Source organism: Roseimarinus sediminis, from assembly GCF_050433125.1.
Lineage (GTDB): Bacteria > Bacteroidota > Bacteroidia > Bacteroidales > Prolixibacteraceae > Roseimarinus > Roseimarinus sediminis.
Genome location: NZ_JBNPXV010000001.1, coordinates 645,877 through 670,844, shown reverse-complemented (window position 1 = coordinate 670,844; position 24,968 = coordinate 645,877). Strand labels below are relative to the sequence as shown.

The 24,968-nt window shown below is 44.9% G+C and carries 13 protein-coding genes; 10 read left to right on the top strand and 3 right to left on the bottom strand.

The genetic code is table 11. The annotated features are described in order from the left end of the window. Positions 1-181: 181 nt before the first annotated feature. Entirely contained in the window at positions 182-4,513 is a 4,332-nt protein-coding gene (locus tag FHS86_RS02585; protein WP_429410818.1) for a hybrid sensor histidine kinase/response regulator transcription factor, read from the top strand. Here the strand turns inward: FHS86_RS02585 and lptB are convergent. Both lptB and tatC read right to left on the bottom strand, forming a co-directional pair. Then, on the bottom strand, positions 4,467-5,264 hold the full coding sequence (gene lptB / locus FHS86_RS02580; RefSeq protein ID WP_429410817.1) for an LPS export ABC transporter ATP-binding protein: 798 nt from the start codon (positions 5,262-5,264) through the stop codon (positions 4,467-4,469). The two genes, FHS86_RS02585 and lptB, sit on opposite strands and share 47 nt — an antisense overlap. Then, complete coding sequence (tatC, locus tag FHS86_RS02575) at positions 5,248-6,249, bottom strand: twin-arginine translocase subunit TatC (RefSeq protein ID WP_429410816.1); 1,002 nt, start codon at positions 6,247-6,249, stop codon at positions 5,248-5,250. The genes lptB and tatC overlap by 17 nt, the downstream gene beginning before the upstream one ends. A 215-nt stretch (positions 6,250-6,464) precedes the next feature. Here tatC and recQ point away from each other — a divergent pair, with 215 nt between their 5' ends. Next, positions 6,465-8,645, top strand: a complete 2,181-nt coding sequence (gene recQ / locus FHS86_RS02570; protein WP_429410814.1) for a DNA helicase RecQ — start codon at positions 6,465-6,467, stop codon at positions 8,643-8,645. 132 nt (positions 8,646-8,777) lie between these two features. After that, the gene (pyrF, locus tag FHS86_RS02565; RefSeq protein WP_429410812.1) at positions 8,778-9,611 is read left to right on the top strand and encodes an orotidine-5'-phosphate decarboxylase; all 834 of its coding nucleotides are present in this window, start codon (positions 8,778-8,780) and stop codon (positions 9,609-9,611) included. Between the two features lie 111 nt (positions 9,612-9,722). On the opposite strand, the gene FHS86_RS02560 is transcribed toward pyrF, so the two are convergent. Further along, positions 9,723-16,199: an HYR domain-containing protein gene (locus FHS86_RS02560; protein WP_429410809.1), complete on the bottom strand. Its 6,477-nt coding sequence runs from the start codon at positions 16,197-16,199 to the stop codon at positions 9,723-9,725. Between the two features lie 516 nt (positions 16,200-16,715). On the opposite strand from FHS86_RS02560, the gene FHS86_RS02555 reads away from it, so the two are divergent. The 7 genes from FHS86_RS02555 to FHS86_RS02525 all read left to right on the top strand — a co-directional run bounded on the left by FHS86_RS02555 (position 16,716) and on the right by FHS86_RS02525 (position 24,954). Continuing rightward, positions 16,716-17,984 (top strand): DUF2851 family protein, encoded by a 1,269-nt coding sequence (locus FHS86_RS02555; RefSeq protein WP_429410806.1) that lies wholly within the window; start codon positions 16,716-16,718, stop codon positions 17,982-17,984. Between the two features lie 59 nt (positions 17,985-18,043). Next, positions 18,044-19,012 carry a potassium channel family protein gene (locus FHS86_RS02550; protein ID WP_429410804.1) on the top strand — a complete coding sequence of 323 codons (969 nt, stop codon included), beginning with the start codon at positions 18,044-18,046 and terminating at the stop codon, positions 19,010-19,012. After that, positions 18,996-19,412, top strand: coding sequence for a hypothetical protein (locus FHS86_RS02545; RefSeq protein WP_429410802.1), 417 nt, complete (start codon positions 18,996-18,998; stop codon positions 19,410-19,412). Before FHS86_RS02550 ends, FHS86_RS02545 begins: the two co-directional genes overlap by 17 nt. Positions 19,413-19,585: 173 nt before the next feature. Next, a complete protein-coding gene (gene rpsO / locus FHS86_RS02540; RefSeq protein ID WP_429410800.1) occupies positions 19,586-19,855 on the top strand; it encodes a 30S ribosomal protein S15 in 270 nt (89 codons plus the stop codon). A 99-nt stretch (positions 19,856-19,954) separates the two neighbouring features. Beyond that, positions 19,955-22,246 carry a polyribonucleotide nucleotidyltransferase gene (pnp, locus tag FHS86_RS02535; RefSeq protein ID WP_429410798.1) on the top strand — a complete coding sequence of 764 codons (2,292 nt, stop codon included), beginning with the start codon at positions 19,955-19,957 and terminating at the stop codon, positions 22,244-22,246. A 70-nt stretch (positions 22,247-22,316) separates the two neighbouring features. Then, a complete protein-coding gene (locus FHS86_RS02530) occupies positions 22,317-22,790 on the top strand; it encodes a hypothetical protein (RefSeq protein ID WP_429410796.1) in 474 nt (157 codons plus the stop codon). Between the two features lie 100 nt (positions 22,791-22,890). After that, the gene (locus FHS86_RS02525; RefSeq protein ID WP_429410794.1) at positions 22,891-24,954 is read left to right on the top strand and encodes a prolyl oligopeptidase family serine peptidase; all 2,064 of its coding nucleotides are present in this window, start codon (positions 22,891-22,893) and stop codon (positions 24,952-24,954) included. The last annotated feature ends 14 nt before the right edge of the window (positions 24,955-24,968 follow it).

The following is a 24,968-nucleotide window of genomic DNA, read 5'->3' as shown; positions in this document are numbered from 1 at the left end:
GGGTAAGTGAACAACAAGTTCATAAAACGACGATTCAGGCCTGCTAATCTGTGTTTTGCATGGATAGCAGGTGTCGTGTTCTTGCACTTACATTTGGCCTTTGGCTCGCTATTCGGGAAATATTTACCGGTTTTTATTGTTGTCAAATGCTTACTTTTGTTGTAAACGGGTCACTTGCTTCATGATGAAAGTTCGAATATTTTGGGTGGTAATTTTTATACTTTTAACAAGCCAGTTAAAAGCAGCCTGGCACGACTGTGTATTCGACCACCTGTCGACCGACGACGGGCTTTCACACGGCAGTGTATCCGCCATGTTAAAAGATGGCCGTGGCTTCATGTGGTTTGCCACCTGGGATGGGATCAACCGTTACGATGGAAATGAATTCAAAACGTTTAAACCATCGGATGCAACAGCAGAAAGCGGCAGCTCCAACCGTATTGAAAAATTTTGGGAAGACCTTCATGGCAATATCTGGGTGCTCACCTACGATGCGAAAACCTTCAGGTTGAACCGTAAAAGTGAACAGTTTGAACCCTTGCCTGCCATCAACGATTCGTTGACCAACAATGCAGTGGTGGGCGTTTTTCCGCTGAATAGCGGCGATGTTTGGATTGCAACGAATAAAAAAGGGGTTTTCAGAATTGTTACCGATACCTTGAGCAATCAGTTTAAAACAATCAGCATCAACGACAATCTGCCAGAGGCTTTGATTGGAAAGCATGTTTACGGGGTCAGTCCTGATCATTTTGGCAATGTTTGGATCAGCAGCAACAAAGGCATGCATTGTCTTGCCTACGATGAAAGCTCCGATGCTTATTACCGGAAAGAAAGCAAGAATTTATCCCGCTTGCTTTTTCAGCAAAACCGGATCACTGCATTTTATGCATCGCCTGCATCTTGCTATTTTGGAACAGACAATGGCCGTCTGATTACCTACAAGCCCGAAACAGATGCTGCCGAATTGCTGGAAGTTTCGGATCATGCTGTTTCAAGCATCGATGGAAGTTCAGGAAGTGAAATTTATATTGGCACACGCGGGTCGGGCATTTTTGTTTACAATGAAAAAGAGGCCAAGCTTACAAGTCAATTTCAGTTTGCCGAAATGGAGGTGGTTTTAAAGATGTTTGCCGACTCACAAAGGCGACTGTGGGTTGAAACCAATACCGCCGGGATTTCAAAAATCGATTTGAATACCGGAATCCATCGCCGCTATACACAGGAACTGGCCGTTCACCCCGACGTGCGGACTACAGCTCAGTGCGGAATCATGGAGGATGCCCAATCGGTGGTTTGGTTGACATTGAAAGGTGGCGGTTTTGGCTATTACGATGAAGCCAGCGATGAGCTGCTTTATTTTTACAACCGGCCCAATGACCCTCAAAGCAAAATCTCCAATTTTGTGAATTGCTTTTACAAAGATCCCGACGGGGTACTCTGGCTGAGCACTTATTTTAAAGGCATCGATAAAATAACCTTTGTTGATCAGCGCTTCCGCCTGATTCAGCCCGAGTCGAGATCAAATTTCAGCATTGCCAACGAAGTGCGCGCCCTGCTCGAAGACCGGAACGGCAAGCTGTGGATGGCAAGCAAAAATCAGGAATTATTCATTTTCGATCGTTATTTTAAGCTGTTAAAGCGGATCAACACCCTCAACAATCAAGCAATTGGACGCATTTATGCCCTGTTTGAGGACAGCAGGGGAATGATTTATCTGGGAACAAAAGGAAACGGACTTTTTCAACTTACTCCAAAGGGGGAACTCGAATTTGATGTTGTTCATTATACCCATGAAAGCAACAAGGCGTTTTCCATTTCGAGCAACAACATTTATTCAATCACCGAAGATCTGCAAAATCGAATTTGGATTGGCACTTATGGCGGTGGACTCAACCTTAAAGATGGAAGTAAATTTCATCATCCGGGTAACGGCTTGTATCACATCGACGATGAAAAGGCAAAAAGAGTGCGCCATGTGGTATGCGACCATAATGGTTCATTGTGGGCCGGTACAACCGGCGGCATGCTGTTGCTCAAAGAAACCGGGACGCAGCCCTTCAATTTTTCTTTTTATAACAGCTCGAATACCACCGGCTTACACAGTAACGACCTATTCTGGATTTATCCCGACACCAACGGACAGGTGTGGTTGTCGTCGCTGGGTGGTGGCCTGGCCATGGTCAAATACAACATCGATACTGCCGACAGCATGGCATTCAGGGTATGGACCAAAAACGACGGCTTGCCCAGCGACATGCTATTCACCATCGTACCCGATCGAAACGGAACTTTGTGGATGGCCACCGAAAACGGGATCGCTTCCTTTCATCCCGAAACAAGCCTTTTTGAAACTTACAGTCAAAACGACGGGCTCACGTCTTCGGGTTTCTCCGAAGGAGCTGTCACGGTTCGATCGGATGGTTCAATTTGCATGGGCGCCAACAACGGTGTGTATGTTTTTCAGCCCGACTCCTTCAAGCGGGAACCCAAAAAAGTAGCTCTTTATCTGACCGGTTTTCATCTTTTTGGCGAGGAGCAGGCCCCTGGTGCAGAAAGTGTGCTGGAGCAGGCACTTATTGAAACCTCCGCGCTTCGTTTGAAACACAAGCAGAATGTATTTGGAATTCGCTGGGCCGGATTAGACTATAAACTGAACGAGCAGCTTCAGTACGTATATCAGCTCGAAGGCTACGACACGGAGTGGCGAAAGGCCAACGCAGTAAACCAGGCCGATTATGCTCAGGTACCTTATGGTGAATACCTGTTCAGGGTGGCTTTGTCAAATCCCGAACTAAAACAATTAAGTAAGCCGGCAACATTAAGCATCACCATTGCACCACCCATTTGGAAAACCACCTGGGCCTATGCTTTGTATCTGCTTGTAATGATTGTGCTTGCAGAGCTGTCGCGACGTATTATTACCACCATAATCCACTTGCGCAACAAGGTGATTATCGAAAAGGAAATCACCAATGCCAGGGTCAGTTTCTTCACCAATATTTCGCATGAATTGCGAACCCCGTTGACGCTGATCCTTGGACCATCGAAAGAATTGAAAAGAAATGAACAACTGAGCAGGAAGGGTAAAGTTTATGCCGAATTGATTGAACAGAACGCCCAACGATTGCACCGGCTGGTCAATCAGCTGCTCGATTTACGAAAAATTCAAAGCAAAAAGATGAACCTGGTTCTACACAATGTCGATCTTGTGGAACTGGCCGGCAGGGTAAGTAAAAATTTTGAAGAGCTGGCTGCTTCAAAACAAATCCAACTCACCCTCGAAGTTCCGGAAAAACCGGTGATTGCAAAGCTTGATGAAGAAAAGATCGATACCGTACTTTTCAATTTGCTGTCGAATGCCTTTAAGTTTACGCCCAAAGGCGGCCACGTTAAAATAATCGTGAATGATTCGAAACGTAATAAAACCGGCCCTGAAATAAAGGTACTTGATAATGGCAGAGGAATTGCTTCAGCCCAGATCAAGTCATTGTTTACCCTTTTTTCGAGCCACGATGCACGTCATGCTGAACCGGGTACCGGTATTGGATTGTCGCTATCGAAAGAAATCATGCAGCTTCATCGGGGCGATTTGCACTATGAGCCGGGGCCGGGAGCTGGTGCATGTTTTGTTGCCTCCTTTGCAGGTGATTCACAATGTCAACCGGGCACCGAAGACGAAGCCGGCAAACAGGAAGCAAGGGAAATTCATGAGGAAAAAGAAACACTGCCCCTGGCTGCATCGCTTTCAGCTAACCTGCCCATGATTTTAATTGTTGAAGACGATGATGACCTCAGACGTTTCCTGGGTTTGCAACTGGAAGCGGCTTACCGTGTTATTTTAGCTGAAAACGGCAGAGAGGGCATGCAACGTGCGGCTTCGGAACAACCCGACCTTGTTGTATCGGATGTGATGATGCCCGAAATGAATGGTTTTGAACTGCTCGAAACGCTGAAGAACAACTTCGAAACCAGCCACATCCCTGTGGTACTGCTTAGCGCCCGTGCATCGGTCGAAAGTAAGATTGAAGGTTTGAAGTACGGAGCGGATGCTTACCTGACAAAACCCTTTAACAGCATGCAGCTACATGCCCAGATCGAGAACCTGCTGAACCAGCGAAAGCAGCTAAGACAAAGTTTTTCGGGCGTACAACATGACGGATTTTTGTCAGAAGGACAACTTCAGCTGACTGAAAGGGATGCTGCTTTTTTGACCCGATGCCGCGAAGTGATCGAAGAACATCTGGCAGATCCGGGCTTTAAAATGGAAACCCTTTACATCGAACTGGGAATGGGACGAAGTAAATTTTATGAAAAAATGAAAGGCTTAACCGGGCTGTCTCCCATCGACTTTGTAAAAGAATACCGGCTCGTTAAAGCCCGTAAACTAATCGAGACAGGTGCTTACAACGTTTCGGAAACTGCCTTTCTGACCGGCTTCTCCGATGCAGGATATTTCAGCAAATGCTTTAAGGAGCGTTACCAGTTGAGTCCTTCTCAACTGATGAAGGCCTGATTGGGCGCTGCTCAAATTTCTCCCGGGTTTTTCGAAGTTCGAAATTCTGCCCCAGGTACACTTTACGCACCATTTCGTCGGCTGCAAGTTCATCGGCTGCTCCAGCCTTTAAGATGGAGCCTTCAAAAAGCAGGTACGACCGGTCGGTAATGGCCAGTGTTTCGTGTACGTTATGGTCGGTGATAAGGATCCCGATATTTCGGTCTTTTAAGTGGTAAACAATGTTTTGAATGTCTTCTACGGCAATGGGATCAACCCCGGCAAAGGGTTCGTCGAGCAGGATGAAACTCGGATCGATGGCGAGTGCTCTGGCAATTTCGGTACGGCGGCGTTCTCCTCCCGACAGCTGAATGCCCTTACTTTTTCGTACCTTATTAAGGCCGAATTCCGAGATGAGCGATTCCATTTTATCACGCTGTTCTTCATGCGATAAGCGGGTCATCTCAAGTACGGCCCTGATGTTGTCTTCAACACTCAGATGCCTGAATACCGAAGCTTCCTGAGCCAGGTAACCAATGCCTTTCTGAGCTCTTTTATAAACCGGCAGTTTGGTGATGTTCTCATCGTCGATGAAAATTTTGCCGCCATTGGGCTGAATCAAACCAACAATCATGTAAAACGAGGTGGTTTTACCGGCACCGTTAGGTCCAAGCAAACCTACAATTTCGCCCTGATTGAGTTCAATGGAAACTCCCTTTACAACCGTTCGTTTCCTGTATTTTTTAACAATGTTTTCAGCCCTCAGTTTCATCTTTGTCAGCTTTTGTGTTGTTCTTATTTTCAGCTTGCTCCTGCTCTGCTTCTTCGCTTCCGTCTAAAAAAGTACGTCTTTGTTTTTCCATTTCAGGATTGACTTTCCTGCTATGCTCTCGTCTTGAACGAACATCATCCTCCTGTTCGCGTTTTTCCTGTTTCCCAACTATGTAACGCGAAATAAATACACTTATTTCATAAAGAATGATCAGCGGGAAGCAAACCAATATCTGACTAAAAACATCGGGGGGGGTGATAATGGCACTCAAAATGAGCAGCAGTACATAGGCGTGTTTTCGGTATTTTCGCATGAATTGCGGTGTGAGCAGCCCCACTTTACTTAAAAAGTACACCGCAATGGGAAGTTCAAAAATTATACCTGAAGCAAAAGTAACCGAAGTGACGGTGCCGATGTAGGAATTAAGTTTAATGGTATTGGCTACTTCCTGACTCACATTGTAGCTGCTTAGGAAATGGATTGATAAGGGGGTAATCACATAATAGCCGAACAGGGTTCCCAGCAAAAACAAAACGGAAGTATAAAAAACCGCACCCGAAGCGTATTTCGATTCACTCGAATGCAAGGCAGGTTTAATAAAGCGCCATACTTCCCAAAAAATATACGGACTGGCAACAATGATGCCGGCTACCAGCGAAACCTTAATGTGAGAAATAAACTGACCCGCCATTTCGATATTCACGATGTTGAGGGGCTGGGTATTGATGGCCAGCGCATCGCTGTTGGTGTTCAGGAGTTGATTCAGCCAGTCGCTTACCCTGGCAAAAAACAAGTTGGTGGGGAAATCAGGGCTTTTGGGCTTCAATATCACCTGGTTGAAAATAAAATCACGGTTCATAAATGCTGCGATGGTTACAGCAAGGGCACCCAGGGCAGCACGCACTACATGCCACCTTAATTCCTCGAGATGTTCAAGGAAAGACATCTGGTCCTGATTCTTTTTATTTTTTTTAACTTTTGCCATATTTTCTGAACAAGCCACAAATATACATACTTAATTCAAACCTTTTCTACCGAATTGGTCAGGGTTTGCTTATTGGTAAGCCGATGTTGACAATGTAATGCAATGTTAATTTCGCACAGATAAATCTTAAAATCGGTTTTTCAGGAAAGTATTAATTGCTATCTTAGTGTTTCGTTCATAAAAATTTAATAGTTACAGAAGATAAAATTCTGACAATGGGAAATACTCAGTATTTAACAGAACAACTCCAGAAACATTTTGGATTCGACAGGTTTAAGGGAGATCAGGAGAAGGTGATTCAAAGTGTGATGGATGGTAACGATACCTTTGTATTAATGCCTACAGGAGGTGGTAAATCGCTGTGTTATCAGTTACCCGCCCTTTTAATGGAGGGAACCGCCATCGTTATCTCACCTTTGATTGCCTTAATGAAAAATCAGGTTGACTCCATAAGAAGCTTTGGAACCGAGGACGGCATTGCCCACTTTCTAAACTCGTCGCTTTCGAAAGCAGCCATACAGGAAGTGAAGGAAGCCGTTCTGTCCGGAAAAACAAAATTGCTGTACGTCGCACCCGAGTCGCTGACCAAATTAGACAATATCGATTTTCTGAAGCAGATCAATATATCATTTTATGCTGTTGATGAGGCTCATTGTATCTCAGAATGGGGGCACGATTTTCGACCAGAATACCGGCGCATCAAGCCAATTGTTGCTGAAATAGGGAAAGCACCTGTAATTGCCCTCACAGCAACTGCAACTGCCAAAGTACAGCACGATATTCAAAAGAATCTGGGCATGCTCGATGCAAGGGTTTTCAAATCGAGCTTTAACCGCGAAAATCTGTATTACGAAATCAGGCCAAAAGTAAAAGCCACTGCCGAAATCATAAAATTCATTTCGAATAACAAAGGCAAGTCGGGCATTATTTACTGCCTGAGTCGTAAAAAAGTAGAATTGCTTGCTGAAAACCTGCAGGTAAACGGGATCAAAGCCCTGCCTTACCATGCCGGAATGGATGCCGCCACACGATCGAAACACCAGGACATGTTCCTGATGGAAGAAGTGGATGTGATTGTGGCCACCATCGCCTTTGGTATGGGCATCGACAAACCCGATGTGCGCTATGTTATCCATTACGACATCCCCAAGAGCCTCGAAGGCTATTACCAGGAAACCGGTCGTGCAGGGCGCGACGGAGGCGAAGGACAATGCATCACCTTTTATAGCTACAAGGACATTCAGAAGCTCGAAAAATTCATGCAGGGCAAGCCGGTTGCCGAACAGGAGATTGGCACTCAGCTGCTGCTCGATACCGTTTCGTATGCCGAATCGTCGGTATGCCGGCGAAAAATATTGCTGCATTATTTTGGCGAAACCTACGAGCCCGACAATTGCAATGCATGCGATAACTGTCTGCATCCGAAAGAACGCATTGAAGCCAAAGATGAAATGGTGATCGCACTCAATTCCATCCTGGCCGTCAATCAGAAATACAAAATGGAACACATTACCAACATTCTCATTGGTAATAACAATGCGGCCGTTAAATCGTTCCGGCACGATGAGCTCGACATCTTCAAACAAGGCGATGATCATGAAGCCCGGTTTTGGCATGCCATTTACCGTCAGGCCATGATCGACGGCCTCATCAGTAAGGATATCGAGAATTACGGCCTGCTTAAAATGACTGAAAAAGGAATGGCTTTTCTTGAAAAGCCAACGTCGTTCATGATGGTCAAAAACCATGACTTTGAAGCCGATGTGGCCGATGCCTCCAATGCCCCTTCGGGCGGTTCGGGCGATCCTCAGCTTTTTAGCATGCTCAAGGACCTGCGGAAGAAAGTAGCCCGGCAAAAAGAGTTGCCTCCTTTTGTAATTTTCCAGGATCCTTCACTTTCCGACATGTCAATTCAGTATCCGGTTACAATACAGGAACTGCAGCACATCCAGGGTGTGGGCCAGGGCAAGGCCATGCGCTATGGAAAAGAATTTGTTGAGCTGATTAAAAAGTATGTTGAAGAAAATGAAATTGAACGACCACAGGACATGGTGGTTAAGTCGGTTGCTCAAAAATCGAAAAACAAGGTCATCATCATCCAGAATGTCGACCGTAAAGTATCGCTCGACATCATTGCTGAATCGCTGGGCCTTGGATTTGAAGACATGCTCACCGAACTCGAAGCCATCGTTAATTCAGGCACAAAAATAAATATCGACTACCATATCGACGATGTGATGGATGAAGATACGCAGGACGACATCTTTCAATACTTCAAGGAAGATGCTAAAACGGGAAGCATTGAAGAGGCCATTGCCGAACTGGGTGAAGAAGACTACACCGTTGAAGATATCCGCCTGATGCGCATTAAATTTATTTCAGAAATGGGGAATTAAAAGCTGGTCAGTTCAATATAGAAAGCTCATCGATGATGGGCTTTTTTTATCTCAACTTTTACTCCCGAAGCACATCATTTTTTAAGGGCGCTTATTCGATTTTATTAACTTTGCTGCGTAAAACTGAATAAAATGAACGCAGCAGAATTATTTGAGCAAATTAAGAAAAAGCGAAGCTTCCTTTGTATCGGACTTGACAGTGATATACAAAAAATTCCAAGGCATCTTATGGATACCAGCGATCCATTGTTTGCCTTTAACAAGGAAATTGTCGATCGCACCCATGATTTGGCAGTTGCCTACAAACCCAATCTGGCTTTTTACGAATCGCTTGGGGCCGAAGGCCTGGTGAGTCTCGATAAAACAGTAAAATACATCAGGGAAAAATGTCCCGAAGTATTCATTATTGCCGATGCCAAACGAGGAGACATTGGAAATACCTCAAGTTTGTATGCCCGTGCCTTCTTCGATCATTTCGATTTTGACGCAGTAACCGTGGCTCCTTACATGGGCGAAGATTCGGTAAAGCCCTTCATGACTTACCTCGATAAGTGGGTCATTTTGCTGGCCCTGACATCGAACAAGGGAGCTGCCGATTTTCAATATCTAAAAGATAGCCAAAGCGGTGATTTGTTGTTCGAATCGGTGTTAAAAACTTCACAAAGCTGGGGTACCACCGATAATCTGATGTATGTTGTGGGTGCCACAAAGGCTGAAAAACTGGAAGACATCCGCCAGCTTGTCCCTCACCATTTTCTGCTGGTACCTGGCGTGGGCGCTCAGGGCGGAAGTTTGCAGGAAGTTGCCAAATATGGCATGAACGATCAGTGCGGACTGTTGGTTAATTCATCACGAGGAATAATATATGCCAGCGATGGCGAAGACTTTGCAAGCAAAGCACGTCAGGAGGCTGAAGCTGTTCAGCTTGAAATGGAAGAATTGTTACTTGAGGCTGATTTGCTTTAATTCATTTACAACTAAAATAATTGTTTTATAAGCAATAACATCGTTGTAAAAAGAAAGTGGCTGTCCAAAATTTGCAGGACAGCCACTTTTTTATTTCAATCCAGGAAGCGCCTATTTCTTTATAAACTGCATACTTCTTGAATTTTTTCCATCTTTATCCTGAATGGTGATTACATAGGTGCCTTTGCGAAGTCGGTATTGATTTACTTTGGTTTTACCTTTTCCTCCGTAAATATCCATTTTCACCTTCGACGCATATTTGCTTCCTTTCGAATCACTAATGGTATAGAAAATATGGTCATCATCAAAACCTTCGAATCTTAAATTCAGGTCATCTTCAACAGGATTGGGGTAAATGCTGCAACTTTTAAACTGATCATCCCATGAGTGGTCATCATCTTTGTCGTCATTGTCATCATCCCTGTCTTTGCCATTATCCTTGGCCTTGTGGGCATATTCGTCGTCACAGTCATTGTCTTTCTTGTGAATCTGAATCGAACCCCTGGCAATTTCGGTTGAAGGTTGCTGATCGGGAGCAAGTCCTTGTTCATTGTCGAAGATCACATGGCCCGAAGGATCCCAAATAATGACCCTGATGTTGTTGGTGCCTGTTGCATGGTGACCATTTCCTCCATCAATAACAGCAAGCTGGAAGGTATAGCCATATTGGTTGCCAACTTTGGCGCTGCCCGAAAGCACTGCCCAATTGCCGTTAATCATCAGCCAGTCCAATTCACTTGATTTCAGCTTCAACTCGCTGCCTTTGTTCTTAATATTGAAATTGAATTTACCTTCCAGTCCACCGTGCTTCTTATACTGGGCATTGATTTCAAACATTGCCTTTCCTGACAGGGCTGGTTGCTCCAACCAATTTCCGGGAAGATAATTCATCCATCCACCAGCAGTCAGTTTTCCTTCGCATGGGCTCCAAATCACTACGTAATTAAAGGTTTGAGTGGCAATTTCACCACAAGCATCTTCGATAATCAGGTTTACGGTGTAAAGTCCTGTTTCTGTATAAACATGGCTTCCACTAATCGACTGACCGCTGATAACGCCATCGGAGCTTGAACCATCGCCCCATTCAAAAGTGGCATACAGTACATTGTTGTCGGTGAAGGTGGCCGAAGCAGTGACTTCTTCATCCCGCTCTATGTTGGTATCTACCTGCAATTCATCAATTAACGGCAAATCATTGGTAATTATCACCAGTTGGGTTAAAGTGGTGGTATTGCCGTTTACATCGGTCACCGTCCAGGTAACAGTTGTTTCTCCAACATTAAAGAATCCGGGCGAATCGTTCACAACAGAAGCAACTGCACAATTATCAGCACTAATTGCTTCTCCAACTTCTATAAACGCTCCACATACCAGCGGATCATTCAACTGAATAATATCTGCAGGCACGGTCAACGTAGGTGCAATGTTGTCTTCTACAGTGACAACAGCATCAATAGTTGAAACGTTTCCGTTTACATCGCTTACAGTTAAGGTTACCGTGTTCGGGCCAACATGACTGCAATCGAAATCCAGTTGCGAAAGAGCCAGTGAGGCAATGCCACAGGCGTCGTTCGAGCCGTCGTCAATCATTTCGGGAGTAATGGAAGCTGCGCCCAGTTCATCCAGTTGAATGGTGATGTTTTGAGCCAACGCTACCGGAGCAACATTGTCTTCAACAGTCACTACAGCATCAACAGTTGAAACATTTCCGTTTACATCGGTCACGGTCAAAGTGACTGTGTTCGGACCTACATGCGCGCAATCGAAATTAAGCTGCGAAAGGGCCAATGAAGCAATTCCGCACGCGTCGTTCGAACCGTTGTCCACTTCTTCTGGTGTAATGGAAGCTTGTCCATTTGCATCCAGCTGAATGGTAAGGTCCTGCGCCAGGGCTTGCGGAGCAACATTGTCTTCGACAGTTACCACTGCATTGGCACTGGCAGTATTGCCATTCACATCGGTCAATACAAGGGTAATTATGTTTTCGCCAATATTTTCACAGGTGAAAGGTGTTTGCGCCATGTTGTTGACAGCCAGACCACAAACATCATAAGAACCATCATCGATGTCGTTCACCGAGAAAGCAAGCTGTCCGTTAACATCAAGCTGAACAGTGATGTCTTTTACAAGAACAACAGGTGGTGTTACATCCTGAACAGTTACGATGGCGTCGGCCGTTGAAACGTTGCCGTTCACATCGCTTACTATTAGTGTTATCGTGTTCGGGCCAACATGAGCGCAATCGAAATTGAGTTGCGAAAGGGCCAGCGATGCAATACCGCAAGCGTCATTCGAACCATTGTCAATCATCGCGGGAGTAATCGAAGCGGCACCCAGTTCATCCAGTTGAATGGTGATATCCTGTGCCAAAGCTACCGGTGCAACATGGTCTTCGACCGTCACAATGGCTGTTTCAGTTGCACTGTTCCCGTGAATATCGGTTACAGTAAGGCTTACGATGTTGTCGCCAACGTTTGAGCAATCAAATTGGTCAAGATCAATCAGGAGTGAAGCAATTCCACAGTTATCGGTACTTCCGGCATCAACGTCTTCGGCATAAATACCTGCTTGCCCAAATTCATCCAGTGTCACCACAATGTTGTTGGTAAGTACATCGGGCGGAGTATTGTCGATTACGGTAATTTGCTGGGTGCAAACCGCTGTATTTCCTGAAGCATCGCTCACAGTCCATTCCACTTCGGTAACACCAATCGGGTAGGAACCGGTCGCACTGGCTGTCCCATTCAAATTATTGGTAAGAATCAAGCCACCGCAATTATCAGCAAACTGAGGAGGTGTAACTTCAACATAGGCCTCACAAGCATCCGAGGTTCGGTAATGAATGGTAAACGTTCCTCCCTGCCAGTAGGCAACCCATCCGGGCCAACCCACATGATATAGTTTCAGCGTATTGTTGCCTCCGTAATTGTATGCAGGAACAACACCTTCGTAATTCAGGGTATGCGTCATTGAACCATGGTACAATACGCCACTGCCGATATAAGTATCGGCAAAGTACATGTTTGCATTGGCTCCTGTTCCTCCCCAGCCCTGATCAACGGCCGTAAAAGTAAGATCAACACCTGTGATGGTGGCACCAAAGGGCAAGGGATCGGCAAAGGTATAAACCCATGGACTCCATCCGCTGGTCTGACCTCCGGCCGGTACATTGTAAACCATCGATTCTTCGGGAATAGCGGTATCGTATGAAACAATATCGGCAGCACAGCTAATGGTTGGAGCCAGCTTGTCGACGACAGTGATCACAGCCTGAGCTGATGCTGTATTTCCGCTAACATCGCTTACGCTAAGTGTCACCTGATTGTTGCCCAAATTGGAACAATCGAAGTTGGTTTTTGAAAGCACCATGGAGGCAATTTCGCAATTATCGGATGAGCCATTATCGACCTGAGCTGCTGTGAGTGTTGCCTGTCCGTTTTGATCCAATTGCAATTCAAGGTTCTGAGCTACAGCAACCGGAGCCTGATTGTCGTTCACCGTTACATTGAAAGTACATTCCACCCGGTTGCCCGAAGGATCGAGCACTTCGTAAGTCACCTCGGTAGTACCTACCGGGAATACACTCCCCGACTCCAGACCTGCAACAAGGTTCGCCGGAATTCCGCCCCCCCCGAATTCAATCACATAATAGGCCGGTTGGGTGTAGTACCAGTCGTTCCATGTCGGACCTGACCAGTTAATCACAGCCCAGTCTTCATTGCCTGCGTTGTTGGGTTCACCAGCCGACCAATTGGTATAATTAACCGGTTCGTTGGTGATCCATCGCCAGCTTCCTTCCACATCCCGATCGGTATAGCCGATCCAAATCCGGTCGGGATGCATGTTCGAGATGAACTGATTTTCCTGGGCATCGGCAATGGTAGCAAGGTATCCGCCTGCAGCCAGGGCATTGGCATGGGCCGTCTCGGGCGGAACCATGCTGTTGGAGAGAAAATAAGTATGTCCGTTATAATAACCTTTAAAAGTATGATTTGGAATACTTGTTGGTGGTGCTTCTGTACCGCAGTTATCATTTCCTGTGGGCAGCTCATAATTGACGACTGCTCCGCAAACACCGGGTTGAGCATTTACAACAATGTCGAAAGGACAAGAAATGCTCGGAAGTTCCACATCAACCACTTCAACGTTGAAAGTGCAGCTGACAGTATTACCGCTTGCATCGGTAGCAGTAATGGAAACCGGGGTTATTCCAATTGGGAAGAACGAATTGGGCTCATGGCTGTAAGTAAGCGTAGTACTACAATTGTCGCTTACAGATGCGGTGAAGTTCACATTGGCACCACATTGCGAAGGGGTGTTGTTCACCAGAATATTGCCCGGGCAAGTAAGCACGGGGGCAGTTTGATCAACTACTGTTACCATGGCCGAACAAGTAGCGGTAGTACCCAAAGTACTTGTAACGGTTAAGGTTACAGAGTTTGCACCGATATCGCTGCAATCAAATGAAGTTATATCAAGCGTTAGATCTGCAATTCCCACCTCTGATGAAGATCCATTATCAATCATTTCGGGTGTAATTGATGCGAAACCATTTTCATCCAGTTCTACGGTTATATCTTGACATAATGCAAGTGGCACAGGATCAATTACACTTACTTCAACTGGTTGAGAAGATACATTTCCACTTGCATCGGTGGCTGTCACCATAACTGTGACAGGGCTGTTCAGTGCATCGTTAATCCCGAATACATACTGACTCAATTCAACAGTGGCAACACTACAGTTGTCTGTTACCGTTGCAACATCGTTGGCTGTAATGGAGACTGTTCCATTTGCTTGAAGGGTTAGAGAAATTGGCTGGGTGCTGATTGCAGGGGCAAGCTTGTCTTTTACTACTACAAATGCAGTGGCGTCGGAGCTGTTTCCATTGGGATCAGTTGCCGTTAAAACCACCGGAACACCTGCAGCCACAGCGTCCATGCGTACCATGAACCCGCCCTGATCGGTTCCGTTAGAGTTGGCAATGGCAAAAACAATTTCGTTTGCTCCTTCGTGCAGTAAATCCAGAATCGACTGTGAAGTCACCGCATCGAATTGCATGCCTCCCATATAACCGTTTTGTATTCCACTATCGTCGATAAACACATCGTGATAAACGGTGTTGCTGAAATTTGCCCCATCAATATCATCTTCCATGCCAATGGAAATGCCGTTCACGAAAATCTCCATGATGTTGTCTACCCTGGCTCTGATTCGCAAAGATTCGGGCCTTCCGGATAACTGAAATTCATTTCTGTAAAACTTTGTACCTCCGTTGGCATAAATAGGCTGAGCTCCAGGAACAGCAGGACTAAAAAAGTTTACGGTTCCATAGGGCCATGCATTGCTGGCCGGCAGCGTATAAGTACTGATATCGGGCAGCAGGTTTACAACAGAAACATATTGGCCCGGCGTGGTATATTCGACGGTTGACTGTGTCCATGTATTGTCGGAAACAATGGTGGCTACATTTTTGGCATCGAGGTCTGAACAATCAAAATTTTGGTCATCGAGGCTCAAGCTAAGGCTTCCGCAATTATCGTACGATCCGTTGTTGACCGCTTGTGGTGTAATGCTGGCGTTTCCCGTAGCATCGAGGAATACCGTGTTGTACCTGGTCAACACAACAGGAACTGTGGTGTCGATCCCCAGATCGCAAAAACAGGTAGCCGATGCATTGGTGCTGGTTCCAGCTCCCTGTCCCAATGAGCTTGCCAGTAATGGAATGCCATTTGAATCGACTGATCCGCTGATCATCCCGTTGGGAGCAATACCTGGATCAAGGCCCAAACTTCCTTCAATGGCATCATAACATCCGTCGTTGTCACTGTCAAGGTCCAGGTTGTCGGTAATGCCATCACCATCAGTATCGCAGTAGGAATAGAAATCAGCACCGAAAACAAAATTTACCCAGTTTTCATAAGTCAGGTAATCGAAGGTGATGCTTGAGAAAGTTCCATTTAAACGAACAACAGCGTATCCTTCGGTTCCGGTGATTTGCGTGGGCGAATTCTGTACAGTGGCTTTCGACCACAATATCTCTACAGGTGCACTAAAATTAATAGGAACAGAAACTGGACCACCACCAATCGAAGCAAACACCAAAACAGGATTCGTCATGGGGCTGGCAAAACTCAATGTGTTTGTACTTGGGTAAATGTTTTGAATGCTAGGGTTTGCATTTGGAATTTGATAGCTTGCCGGAAACTCGTGGTGCCCGAATAAATAAGAAGTACTTGTAACATTTACCGATGAAGTATAAGTGTAAGCGATTCCGTTAATGGTCCCAGTGGCCGTATTTCCATTAATTGCCGGAGGATTCGACCAGAAGAAATTTGAGCTCGTGCATTCATTGGTGTCCAAAATACCATCATTGTCGTCGTCAAGATCAAATTCGTCAGAAACACCATCCCCGTCAGTGTCGAGGGTTGAAGTACTCATCGCAGTGATTTCGGCTTGAAGTTCATCACGATCATCGATAAGCTCAAGGTCATGTGAACGGTTATTCACTGACGGTGCGCCGATTAACTGTTTCTGCCACGAGACAAAAAACAGGATAATCAGCATTGCAAGTAGCGTTTTTTTCATACAATAGAGTTTTTAATTGATAGAAGTAAAGAGAAGTAAGTAAATTGGAAGTAAGTAATATTTTAATACACCAATCAATCTGACCGGTACCCTTAAAAGGCATCATGGTATGATAAAATTTTGAAAGCATGTGTAATAGTTCGTATCCCAATTTTAATTCAGACAAATTTATCTGATTTAAACAGCAAATGCATTAGCGGCTTATTCTTATTTGATTTGAATAAAAATATCTTTTGTTCAAACCGAACAGGCTGCCAGCTCTGTATTGTTCTGTTTTACTGACTGTTGAAGGATTAGGCTTCATTGTGATTTCATTCCGATGAAGTATTTTTCTGTTTTATGAACAGTCTGAATCTTATGGTGAATAGTATTTTTTAATCCACCAATTTTTCTGAAAAATGAACATTTGAATGAACTATTTAAGCAAAAAAGTGAGCTTTAAGATCTGAGTTGGATGTTTGATAGTTTAAGCCATCAAAAAATTGTAAATTGAGTTCGTAACCCAAACAGAAAATTATGAATGAAGAATTGGTGCAATTTGCCTGGAAGAACCAGCTCTTCGACCTTTCGTCGTTAAAAACAGTTCAAGGCGATCCTGTAGAAATACAGCATCCCGGATCGTGGAATTTTAATGCCGGCCCCGATTTTTTTAATGCAAGCATTAAGATTGGAGATACTTTGTGGGTCGGCAATGTGGAGGTTCATATCCGCTCGTCCGACTGGTACCGACATCATCATGACAGCGATGATGCCTATAACAGCGTTATACTGCATGTGCTTACCGATTACGACAAGGAAGTTTCTTTACCGGGAGGCAGCCCATTGCCGGCGCTTCAGATCCGGATTAACCCAAAGCTGCAACAAAATTATGAGCGACTGGTAAATGAAGATTTACAGCCCGCTTGTTCTGCCTATTTGCCCACAGTTGATAAAGTTTATATACAATCGGCCATTGAGCATTGCCTGGTAGAGCGGCTTCAGAAGAAAACCGAAACCATCCATGAATTGCTGGCATCCAACAAGAATGACTGGAACGAAACATTCTATCAATATCTGGCTGTTAATTTTGGTTTCAAGGTCAATGCGCTTCCGTTTGAAATGCTGGCCCGTTCGTTGCCACTCGCAGTGCTTTCGCACTACGCTGCAAAACTTTTTTCGGCCGAAGCGCTGATGTTTGGTCAGTCAGGCTTGCTGAATGAGGTCCTGCTTGGTGACGACTATTACTTACAATTACGCGATGAATACAGCTATCTGGCCCGAAAGCACCAACTAAAAGGGATGGAAGCGCATCATTGGAAGTTCATGCGCTTACGGCCTGCTAACTTTCCAACCATCAGAATTGCTCAGTTTGCAGCAGTGATGAATCACAGCGAAGCCCTTTTTTCAAGATTGATTGAGACCAGCGATTTGCACGGCCTACTTTCCTTTTTCGATGTAAAAGCATCGGCATATTGGGATACTCATTATCGGTTTAACCAGGAAACCAGGTCAAAGGTCAAATGGCTGGGTGCACTGTCGCGCCACAACATTGTAATCAATACCCTTGTACCCTTCTTCTATTTGTATGGTACCAGAAACAACAAACCTTCTTTAAAATACAAAGCATTTGAGTTGCTCGAGATGACACCTCCCGAGCAAAACAGTATCATCTCCCTTTGGGATGAACGAGGAATTAAAGCCGGGAATGCCTACGATTCGCAAGCGCTTATTCAGCTAAAAAATGTATATTGTGATCATAAAAAGTGTTTGAAATGTCAAATAGGGAATAAGTTGATCAATACGTGAATACATTCCAGCAACAATCGTCACGGACTATCCGGAGCGGAATCCTTCTTTTGTCAGTTTTGCTGCTAGGAGGATCAGCGGGATATAAGCTGATCGAAGGATTGAAATGGCTCGATGCGTTTTACATGACGGTGATAACCATCTCAACAGTGGGTTTTCGTGAAGTGCATCCCCTTTCCGATGCCGGGAAAATGTTTACCTCTGTTTTGATTTTGTTTAGTTTGAGTAGTATTGCTTATATTGGTTATTTGGCGCGATTTATTTTCGATGGTGATTTTCTTAAATATTACAGAAATATAAAAGTGGAAAAGCGGATCAACAGGCTGTATAATCATGTAATCATTTGTGGTTATGGTCGCAACGGAGAACAGGTTGGTAAAGAATTTGCCAGCCACAACACTCCATTTGTTGTGATCGATAACCGCGAAAGTGTAATTGCCCGTATTGCTCGCGAAAACCCCGACATCATGTTTCTTAACGGCGATGCAACCGACGAGGAAGTATTGTTGAAAGCAGGAGTTGAGCGGGCAAAGGCTTTGATTTCAACTACTCCCAACGATGCTGAAAATGTTTTTATTGTACTCACAGCCCGAAGTCTCAATGCCAGGATGAAAATAATCAGTAGGGCTACAAACAACCAGGCAGTTATAAAACTAAAACGGGCAGGTGCCAACAATGTAATCATGCCTGAACTCATTGGAGGTCAACACATGGCAAAACTGGTTACCCAGCCCGATGTGCTTGAATTCATGGAATACATACTGTTGCAGGATTCGGTTGAGGTTAGTTTTGAAGAAGTATCGTGCCACGAGCTTTCAGATAATTTCAGAGGAAAGCCGCTTTCCCATTTTAAACAGCGGGAAATATCCGGAACCAACATTGTCGGAATCAAAAACCGCGATGGAAACTACATCTTCAATCCCGGATCCGATTATGTAATCCAAACAGAAGACCAGTTTTTTGTGCTGGGATCGCCCGAACAGCTAAGAATGTTTCGCAAAGTAATGGAGGATGGTAATGAGTTCTGAAGATTACCTGCTTCGACAGATCAGGCAAATGGGTGTCTTTCTTGCACGCCTGGTAGGTTTGCGTGAAAAAGGCCAATATCGAAAGGCACTCGACGAACTGAACCAGCAACTTGCAGGCTGGACCGGAATGACTTTAAGCGAGGTGGACCAACTGGATGCCCCTGCGCTCGAAAACCTGATCCATCGCGATACCAGCACCGACGATTATCTGTCGGGACTTAATGAACTCGTATTCCAAAAAGTACTACTCCTGCTTGAAAGTGGTGAACATAATTCTGCTGCAGCCTTAGCACCCTTATCATTATCACTTCATCAGCAGATCGAACAATATTCAGAAAATTTCTCTTTTGAAACACAACAAAGGATTTCACAACTTAAAACATTGATTAGCGGGGCCTAAGTTGGCTTGAATTTGTTAAAAATCAGTTCTTTTATATACTTTGAATGATATTTTTGATTACTTTTGCGAAAATTTGGCGTAAAGTCAAACTTTTAATGCTCCGCAGTTGTCATCGAATACGAATGCTGCTGCGTTGCAATCGAATGGTTTAACTTATTAAAATTTAAAAGATTATGTATTTATCTTCTGAAAAGAAAAAAGAGTTTTTTGCAAAACATGGTAAAAGTGAGGCAGACACCGGATCAGCCGAAGGACAAATTGCCCTTTTCTCATTCCGTATTGCTCACCTCACCGAGCACCTGAAAAAGAACCGTAAAGATTATGGTACCCAGCGTGCATTGATCAGCCTGGTAGGAAAGCGCCGTCGTTTGCTCGACTATCTTAAAGATCGTGACATTGAGCGTTATCGTGCCATCATCAAGGAACTGAACTTACGTAGATAATTTTTAACGAAAAGGCAATGCTTTGCGCATTTGCCTTTTCTCCTTTTTAATAAAGCCCCGCCCTATTTTTTATATCAGAATTAAATTGAAAGAAACATTATGATTAATGTAATTGAAAAAGTTATTGACCTGGGCGATGGACGAACAATCACTATCGAAACAGGCAAATTAGCAAAGCAGGCCGATGGTGCAGTAGTTGTAAAATCAGGCGATACCATGTTGCTGGCCACCGTAGTATCGGCCAAAGACGCAAAGGAAGACGTCGATTTTATGCCTCTTTCGGTCGACTATCGTGAGAAGTTTTCTTCAGCAGGCCGTTTCCCCGGCGGATTCCTGAAACGTGAGGCAAGACCTTCGGATGACGAGATTCTGGTCGCCCGTTTAATTGACCGGGCCCTCCGCCCCTTGTTCCCCGCTGATTATCATGCCGAAACCGCCGTAATGATTTCACTCATTTCGGCCGATAAAGATGTAATGCCCGATTCTCTGGCCGGTCTTGCAGCTTCTGCTGCCATCGCTGTGTCCGACGTACCTTTCGAAAGTCCTATTTCTGAAGCTCGTGTGGCGCGCATTAATGGCGAGATGATGATTAACCCGTCGAGAACACAGCTCGAAGAGGCTGATATCGATATTATGGTGGCTGCTACCTACGACAACATCATGATGGTTGAAGGTGAAATGGACGAGGTTTCAGAAGCAGAAATGCTCGAGGCCATCAAGTTCGCTCACGATGCCATCAAACAGCAATGCAAGGTACAGGAAGAAATGGCACAGGAACTCAACATCATTAAACGTGAATATTGTCACGAAGTAAACGATGAAGCCCTGAAAGCCAAAGTAAAAGCCGATTTATACCAGGATTGCTACGATTTTGCAAAACAGCAAATTGCCGATAAGCAAAAACGCATGGAAGGTTTTGCCGAAATTCGCGACACCTACCTTGAAAAATATACCGAAGAAAACGCCGAAAACGAAGAAATGGATCTTGATCAGAATGTTAAACTGATTAAGCGTTATTTCCACGATGTTGAAGGAGAAGCCATGCGTCGCATGATTCTCGATGAAAACAAGCGGCTCGACGGACGCACAACCACTGAAATTCGTCCTATCTGGGGTGAGGTTGATTACTTGCCCGGAGCTCATGGATCGGCCATCTTTACCCGTGGTGAAACCCAGAGTTTGTCATCAATCACGCTGGGAACCAAAATGGATACCAAACGGATAGACAATGTAACCATTCAGGGAGAAGAAAAATTCCTCTTGCATTACAATTTCCCTCCCTTCTGTGTGGGTGAAGCCAAAACTCCGCGCGGCTTAGGTCGTCGCGAAATTGGCCATGGTAACCTCGCTTACCGCGCACTGAAAAGGATGATTCCTGAAGACTTTCCGTATGTTATACGCATCGTATCCGACATTCTCGAATCGAACGGATCATCATCGATGGCCACAGTTTGTGCAGGCACCATGTGTATGCTCGATGCCGGTGTGAAAATGAGAAAACCGGTTTCAGGCATTGCCATGGGCTTAATCACCGACAGGGATTCAGATAAATTTGCAGTTCTATCCGACATTCTGGGCGACGAAGATCACCTGGGCGATATGGACTTTAAAGTAACCGGCACCAGCGAAGGAATCACTGCTACCCAAATGGATATTAAGGTAGATGGTTTGTCGTACGAGGTATTGGAGCAGGCACTTGAGCAGGCCCGTGTAGGACGTTTGCACATCCTTGAAAAAATTGAAGAGGTGATTGATACACCACGTGAAGAATACAAAGACAACGTACCACGTCTCGAAACCATGCTGATACCGAAAGACATGATCGGTGCAGTGATTGGACCCGGCGGAAAAATCATCCAGAAAATTCAGGAAGAAACCGGTACTGTCATTGTTATTGAAGAAATCGACAACATGGGCGAAATCCAGATTTCAGGTGTCAACAAAGAAGCCATTGTGGCTGCTGTAGCCCAAATTAAGGGTATTATTGCAGTACCCGAAATTGGTGAAATTTATAAAGGCAAAGTAAAATCGATTGTATCGTTTGGTGCCTTTATCGAAATCATGCCCGGCAAAGATGGCCTGCTTCACATTTCAGAAATCGATTATACCCGTCACGAAACTGTCGACGAAGTGCTGAAAGAAGGTGAAGAAGTGGAAGTGAAACTCATCGGACTGGATGAAAAAACCGGTAAACTGAAGCTTTCACGCAAGGTACTTTTACCTAAACCGGAAGGTTATGTTGAGCCAGAGCGCAAACCTCGTGGCGAAGGCGGAGACCGCCGACGTGATGACCGCCGACGCGATGACCGTGGCGGCCGTGGTGGTGATCGTCGTGACCGGGGAGACCGTGATCGTGGTGGAGACCGTGATCGCCGTGATCGTCGCTATTAAAAATGACTACCAAATTATACAGGGTGACTTTTCGGTCACCCTTTTTTAAACCCTTTAAATTGCCTGTTCAATGAATTTATCACAAAAACTGGAACGGATTGAAAGTCTCACCGAAGAATGGTCCTTTTCGAAATACAATCAGTACAAAATAAGTTTTCTTGTACGAATGATGGAGGATGCAGAGAATCACTCATCGACCTGTGATGAATGCAGAAAAAATGAAGTGCGGATGGAGCAGCTTATTGAAGAAATTCCTCTTCTCGACGATCTTGTTCATCGCCAGCCCTATGAAAAGGAATTCAATCAAATCAGAAAACACTTTCATCAAGAGCACGGCTATATTCCTCCACACTACTATTCATCACGCAGAGCAATCGCTATTGGCGTTTTACTGGCCGGTGCTGCCGCCATTATTTCAACAACAATTAACAATGCACTATCAGTTGATTTCGTTCTGGCCGGAGCAGCAGTCGGCATTTTAATCGGCTATCTGTGGGGCGCTTATACCGAATTGAGATACCGATCATCGAAAAAAATTATTTAAAAACTAAGGTCCAGCCTAAATAATTGTACTTTTATCTTGAACTCAAAAAAGTACGAATATGAAATTGTGTGTGTCGTGTATCGTGTTGATATCTATTATAATGAGCTGTTCTAATACCCGTATCGAATATCCTGAAACCCGCAAAGAAGCAATAAGCGATCAGTATTTTGAAACCGAAGTCAGTGATCCCTATCGCTGGTTAGAGGATGATCAGTCGGAAGAAACAGGTCATTGGGTCGATGCCCAGAATGAAGTTACTTTTGCCTATTTGTACTCACTTCCAGGTCGTGATAAAATAAAGCAACGTCTCAGTACTTTATGGAATTATCCCCGTTCGGGAGTCCCTTTTAATAAATCAGGGCGATGGTTCGTTTTTAAAAATAACGGACTTCAAAACCAGGATGTGCTTTACACCATGGAGCAAGCAGATGGGGAACAGCAATTGCTGCTCGACCCCAACACCCTCAGCAGCGATGGCACTGTTGCTTTTGCAGGAATGGATGTCACACCCGATGGACGTTACATGGTATACCAAATTGCCCGTTCAGGTTCCGATTGGAACGAGATTTATGTTATTGACCTACTTAACAAGGTGCAGTTGAACGACCATGTTCGCTGGGTAAAATTCTCGGGAATTGCCTGTTATGAAAATGGTTTCTTTTACAGTGCCTACAACGAACCCCTTGAGGGCAGTGAATTGTCGGAATCGAACAAGGAACAAAAAATTTACTTTCACGAACTGGGTACTGCTCAGACCGACGATCGTCTGGTTTTTTCCAATCCCCAACATCCCGATCGCATGTACGGAGCATCACTCGATGAAAACAGAAAACTACTCATCATTACCGAATCGGAATCGACCAGTGGCAATGGCTTATTTGTGCAGCACCTTGGACAAAAGAATTCTGAACCGTTGCAACTTTGCAAAGGTTTCGATTATGACTATATTCCGGTTGAATTTGTCGGTGGAAAGCTGCTGGTGATGACCAACGACGGAGCTCCCCGTTACCGGCTGGTGGCAATCGATCCTTCCATGCCGGAAAAGGAGCATTGGGTTGAACTGATTGCCGAAAAAGAACATACGATGGAGTCGGTATCCTATTATGGAAATCAATTACTCTCACTCTACATGGCTGATGCCAAAAGCAAACTTGAAGTGTTTGATGAAAGCGGTAACTATCTTCATGATATTGATCTGCCCGGTATTTCGAGTGTGGGTTCCATCAGAGGCACTTTTGAAGGCGATGAAGTTTTCATTTCCTACAGTTCCTATAACACGCCCACGAACATTGTAAAGTACAATCTCAACAATAAACAAAGTACAGAATGGTTTCGCCCCGAAATCCAGTTCAATCCCGATGACTTTGTGGTGAAACAGGAATTTTACCAAAGCAAAGATGGAACACAGGTTCCTGTATTCATCGCTCATAAAAAAGGCATAGTACCCGATGGATCCAACCCGGCCTTACTGTATGGCTATGGAGGTTTTAATATTAGCCTGACTCCTTCGTTTTCAACTTCGGTTCTTTATTACCTCGAACAAGGTGGTGTTTATGCCGTTGCCAATCTGCGCGGTGGTGGTGAATATGGTGAAGCGTGGCACAAAGCCGGAACCCTGATGAATAAGCAAAATGTTTTCGACGATTTTATTGCTGCTGCTGAATATCTTATTGCATCGGGATATACCAAGCCCGACAAGCTGGCCATCAGAGGTGGTTCAAATGGCGGACTGCTGGTGGGGGCAGTCACCAATCAGCGCCCCGATCTGTTTAAAGTAGCACTACCGGCTGTAGGAGTAATGGACATGTTGCGTTACCACCGTTTTACCATCGGTTATGCCTGGGCCTCCGACTACGGCCGTTCCGACGATAGCCCGGAAATGTTTAACTACCTTTATGCTTATTCACCATACCACAATGTTGAAAGCAAAGCCTATCCGGCCATACTGGCAACCACCGCCGATCACGACGACCGTGTGGTGCCCGCCCACACCTTTAAATACATGGCACGCATGCAGGAGCTCAATACCGGAAAACTGCCTGCACTTATCCGTATCGATAAGAAAGCCGGGCATGGCAGCGGAAAGCCTACATCAAAACTAATAGAGGAGTATACCGATCTGTATTCTTTTGTATTTTATCATACCGGAATAAACCCCGAATAAATTTCTTTTTTCAA

Excerpts from the sequence above, each read along its gene's own strand:
- pnp (WP_429410798.1), top strand. The coding sequence starts at position 19,955 with ATGATTAATGTAATTGAAAAAGTTATTGACCTGGGCGATGGACGAACA.
- FHS86_RS02530 (WP_429410796.1), top strand. The coding sequence starts at position 22,317 with ATGAATTTATCACAAAAACTGGAACGGATTGAAAGTCTCACCGAAGAA.
- recQ (WP_429410814.1), top strand. The coding sequence starts at position 6,465 with ATGGGAAATACTCAGTATTTAACAGAACAACTCCAGAAACATTTTGGA.
- FHS86_RS02560 (WP_429410809.1), bottom strand. The coding sequence starts at position 16,199 with ATGAAAAAAACGCTACTTGCAATGCTGATTATCCTGTTTTTTGTCTCG.
- lptB (WP_429410817.1), bottom strand. The coding sequence starts at position 5,264 with ATGAAACTGAGGGCTGAAAACATTGTTAAAAAATACAGGAAACGAACG.
- pyrF (WP_429410812.1), top strand. The coding sequence starts at position 8,778 with ATGAACGCAGCAGAATTATTTGAGCAAATTAAGAAAAAGCGAAGCTTC.
- FHS86_RS02545 (WP_429410802.1), top strand. The coding sequence starts at position 18,996 with ATGGTAATGAGTTCTGAAGATTACCTGCTTCGACAGATCAGGCAAATG.
- FHS86_RS02555 (WP_429410806.1), top strand. The coding sequence starts at position 16,716 with ATGAATGAAGAATTGGTGCAATTTGCCTGGAAGAACCAGCTCTTCGAC.
- tatC (WP_429410816.1), bottom strand. The coding sequence starts at position 6,249 with ATGGCAAAAGTTAAAAAAAATAAAAAGAATCAGGACCAGATGTCTTTC.
- rpsO (WP_429410800.1), top strand. The coding sequence starts at position 19,586 with ATGTATTTATCTTCTGAAAAGAAAAAAGAGTTTTTTGCAAAACATGGT.
- FHS86_RS02525 (WP_429410794.1), top strand. The coding sequence starts at position 22,891 with ATGAGCTGTTCTAATACCCGTATCGAATATCCTGAAACCCGCAAAGAA.
- FHS86_RS02585 (WP_429410818.1), top strand. The coding sequence starts at position 182 with ATGATGAAAGTTCGAATATTTTGGGTGGTAATTTTTATACTTTTAACA.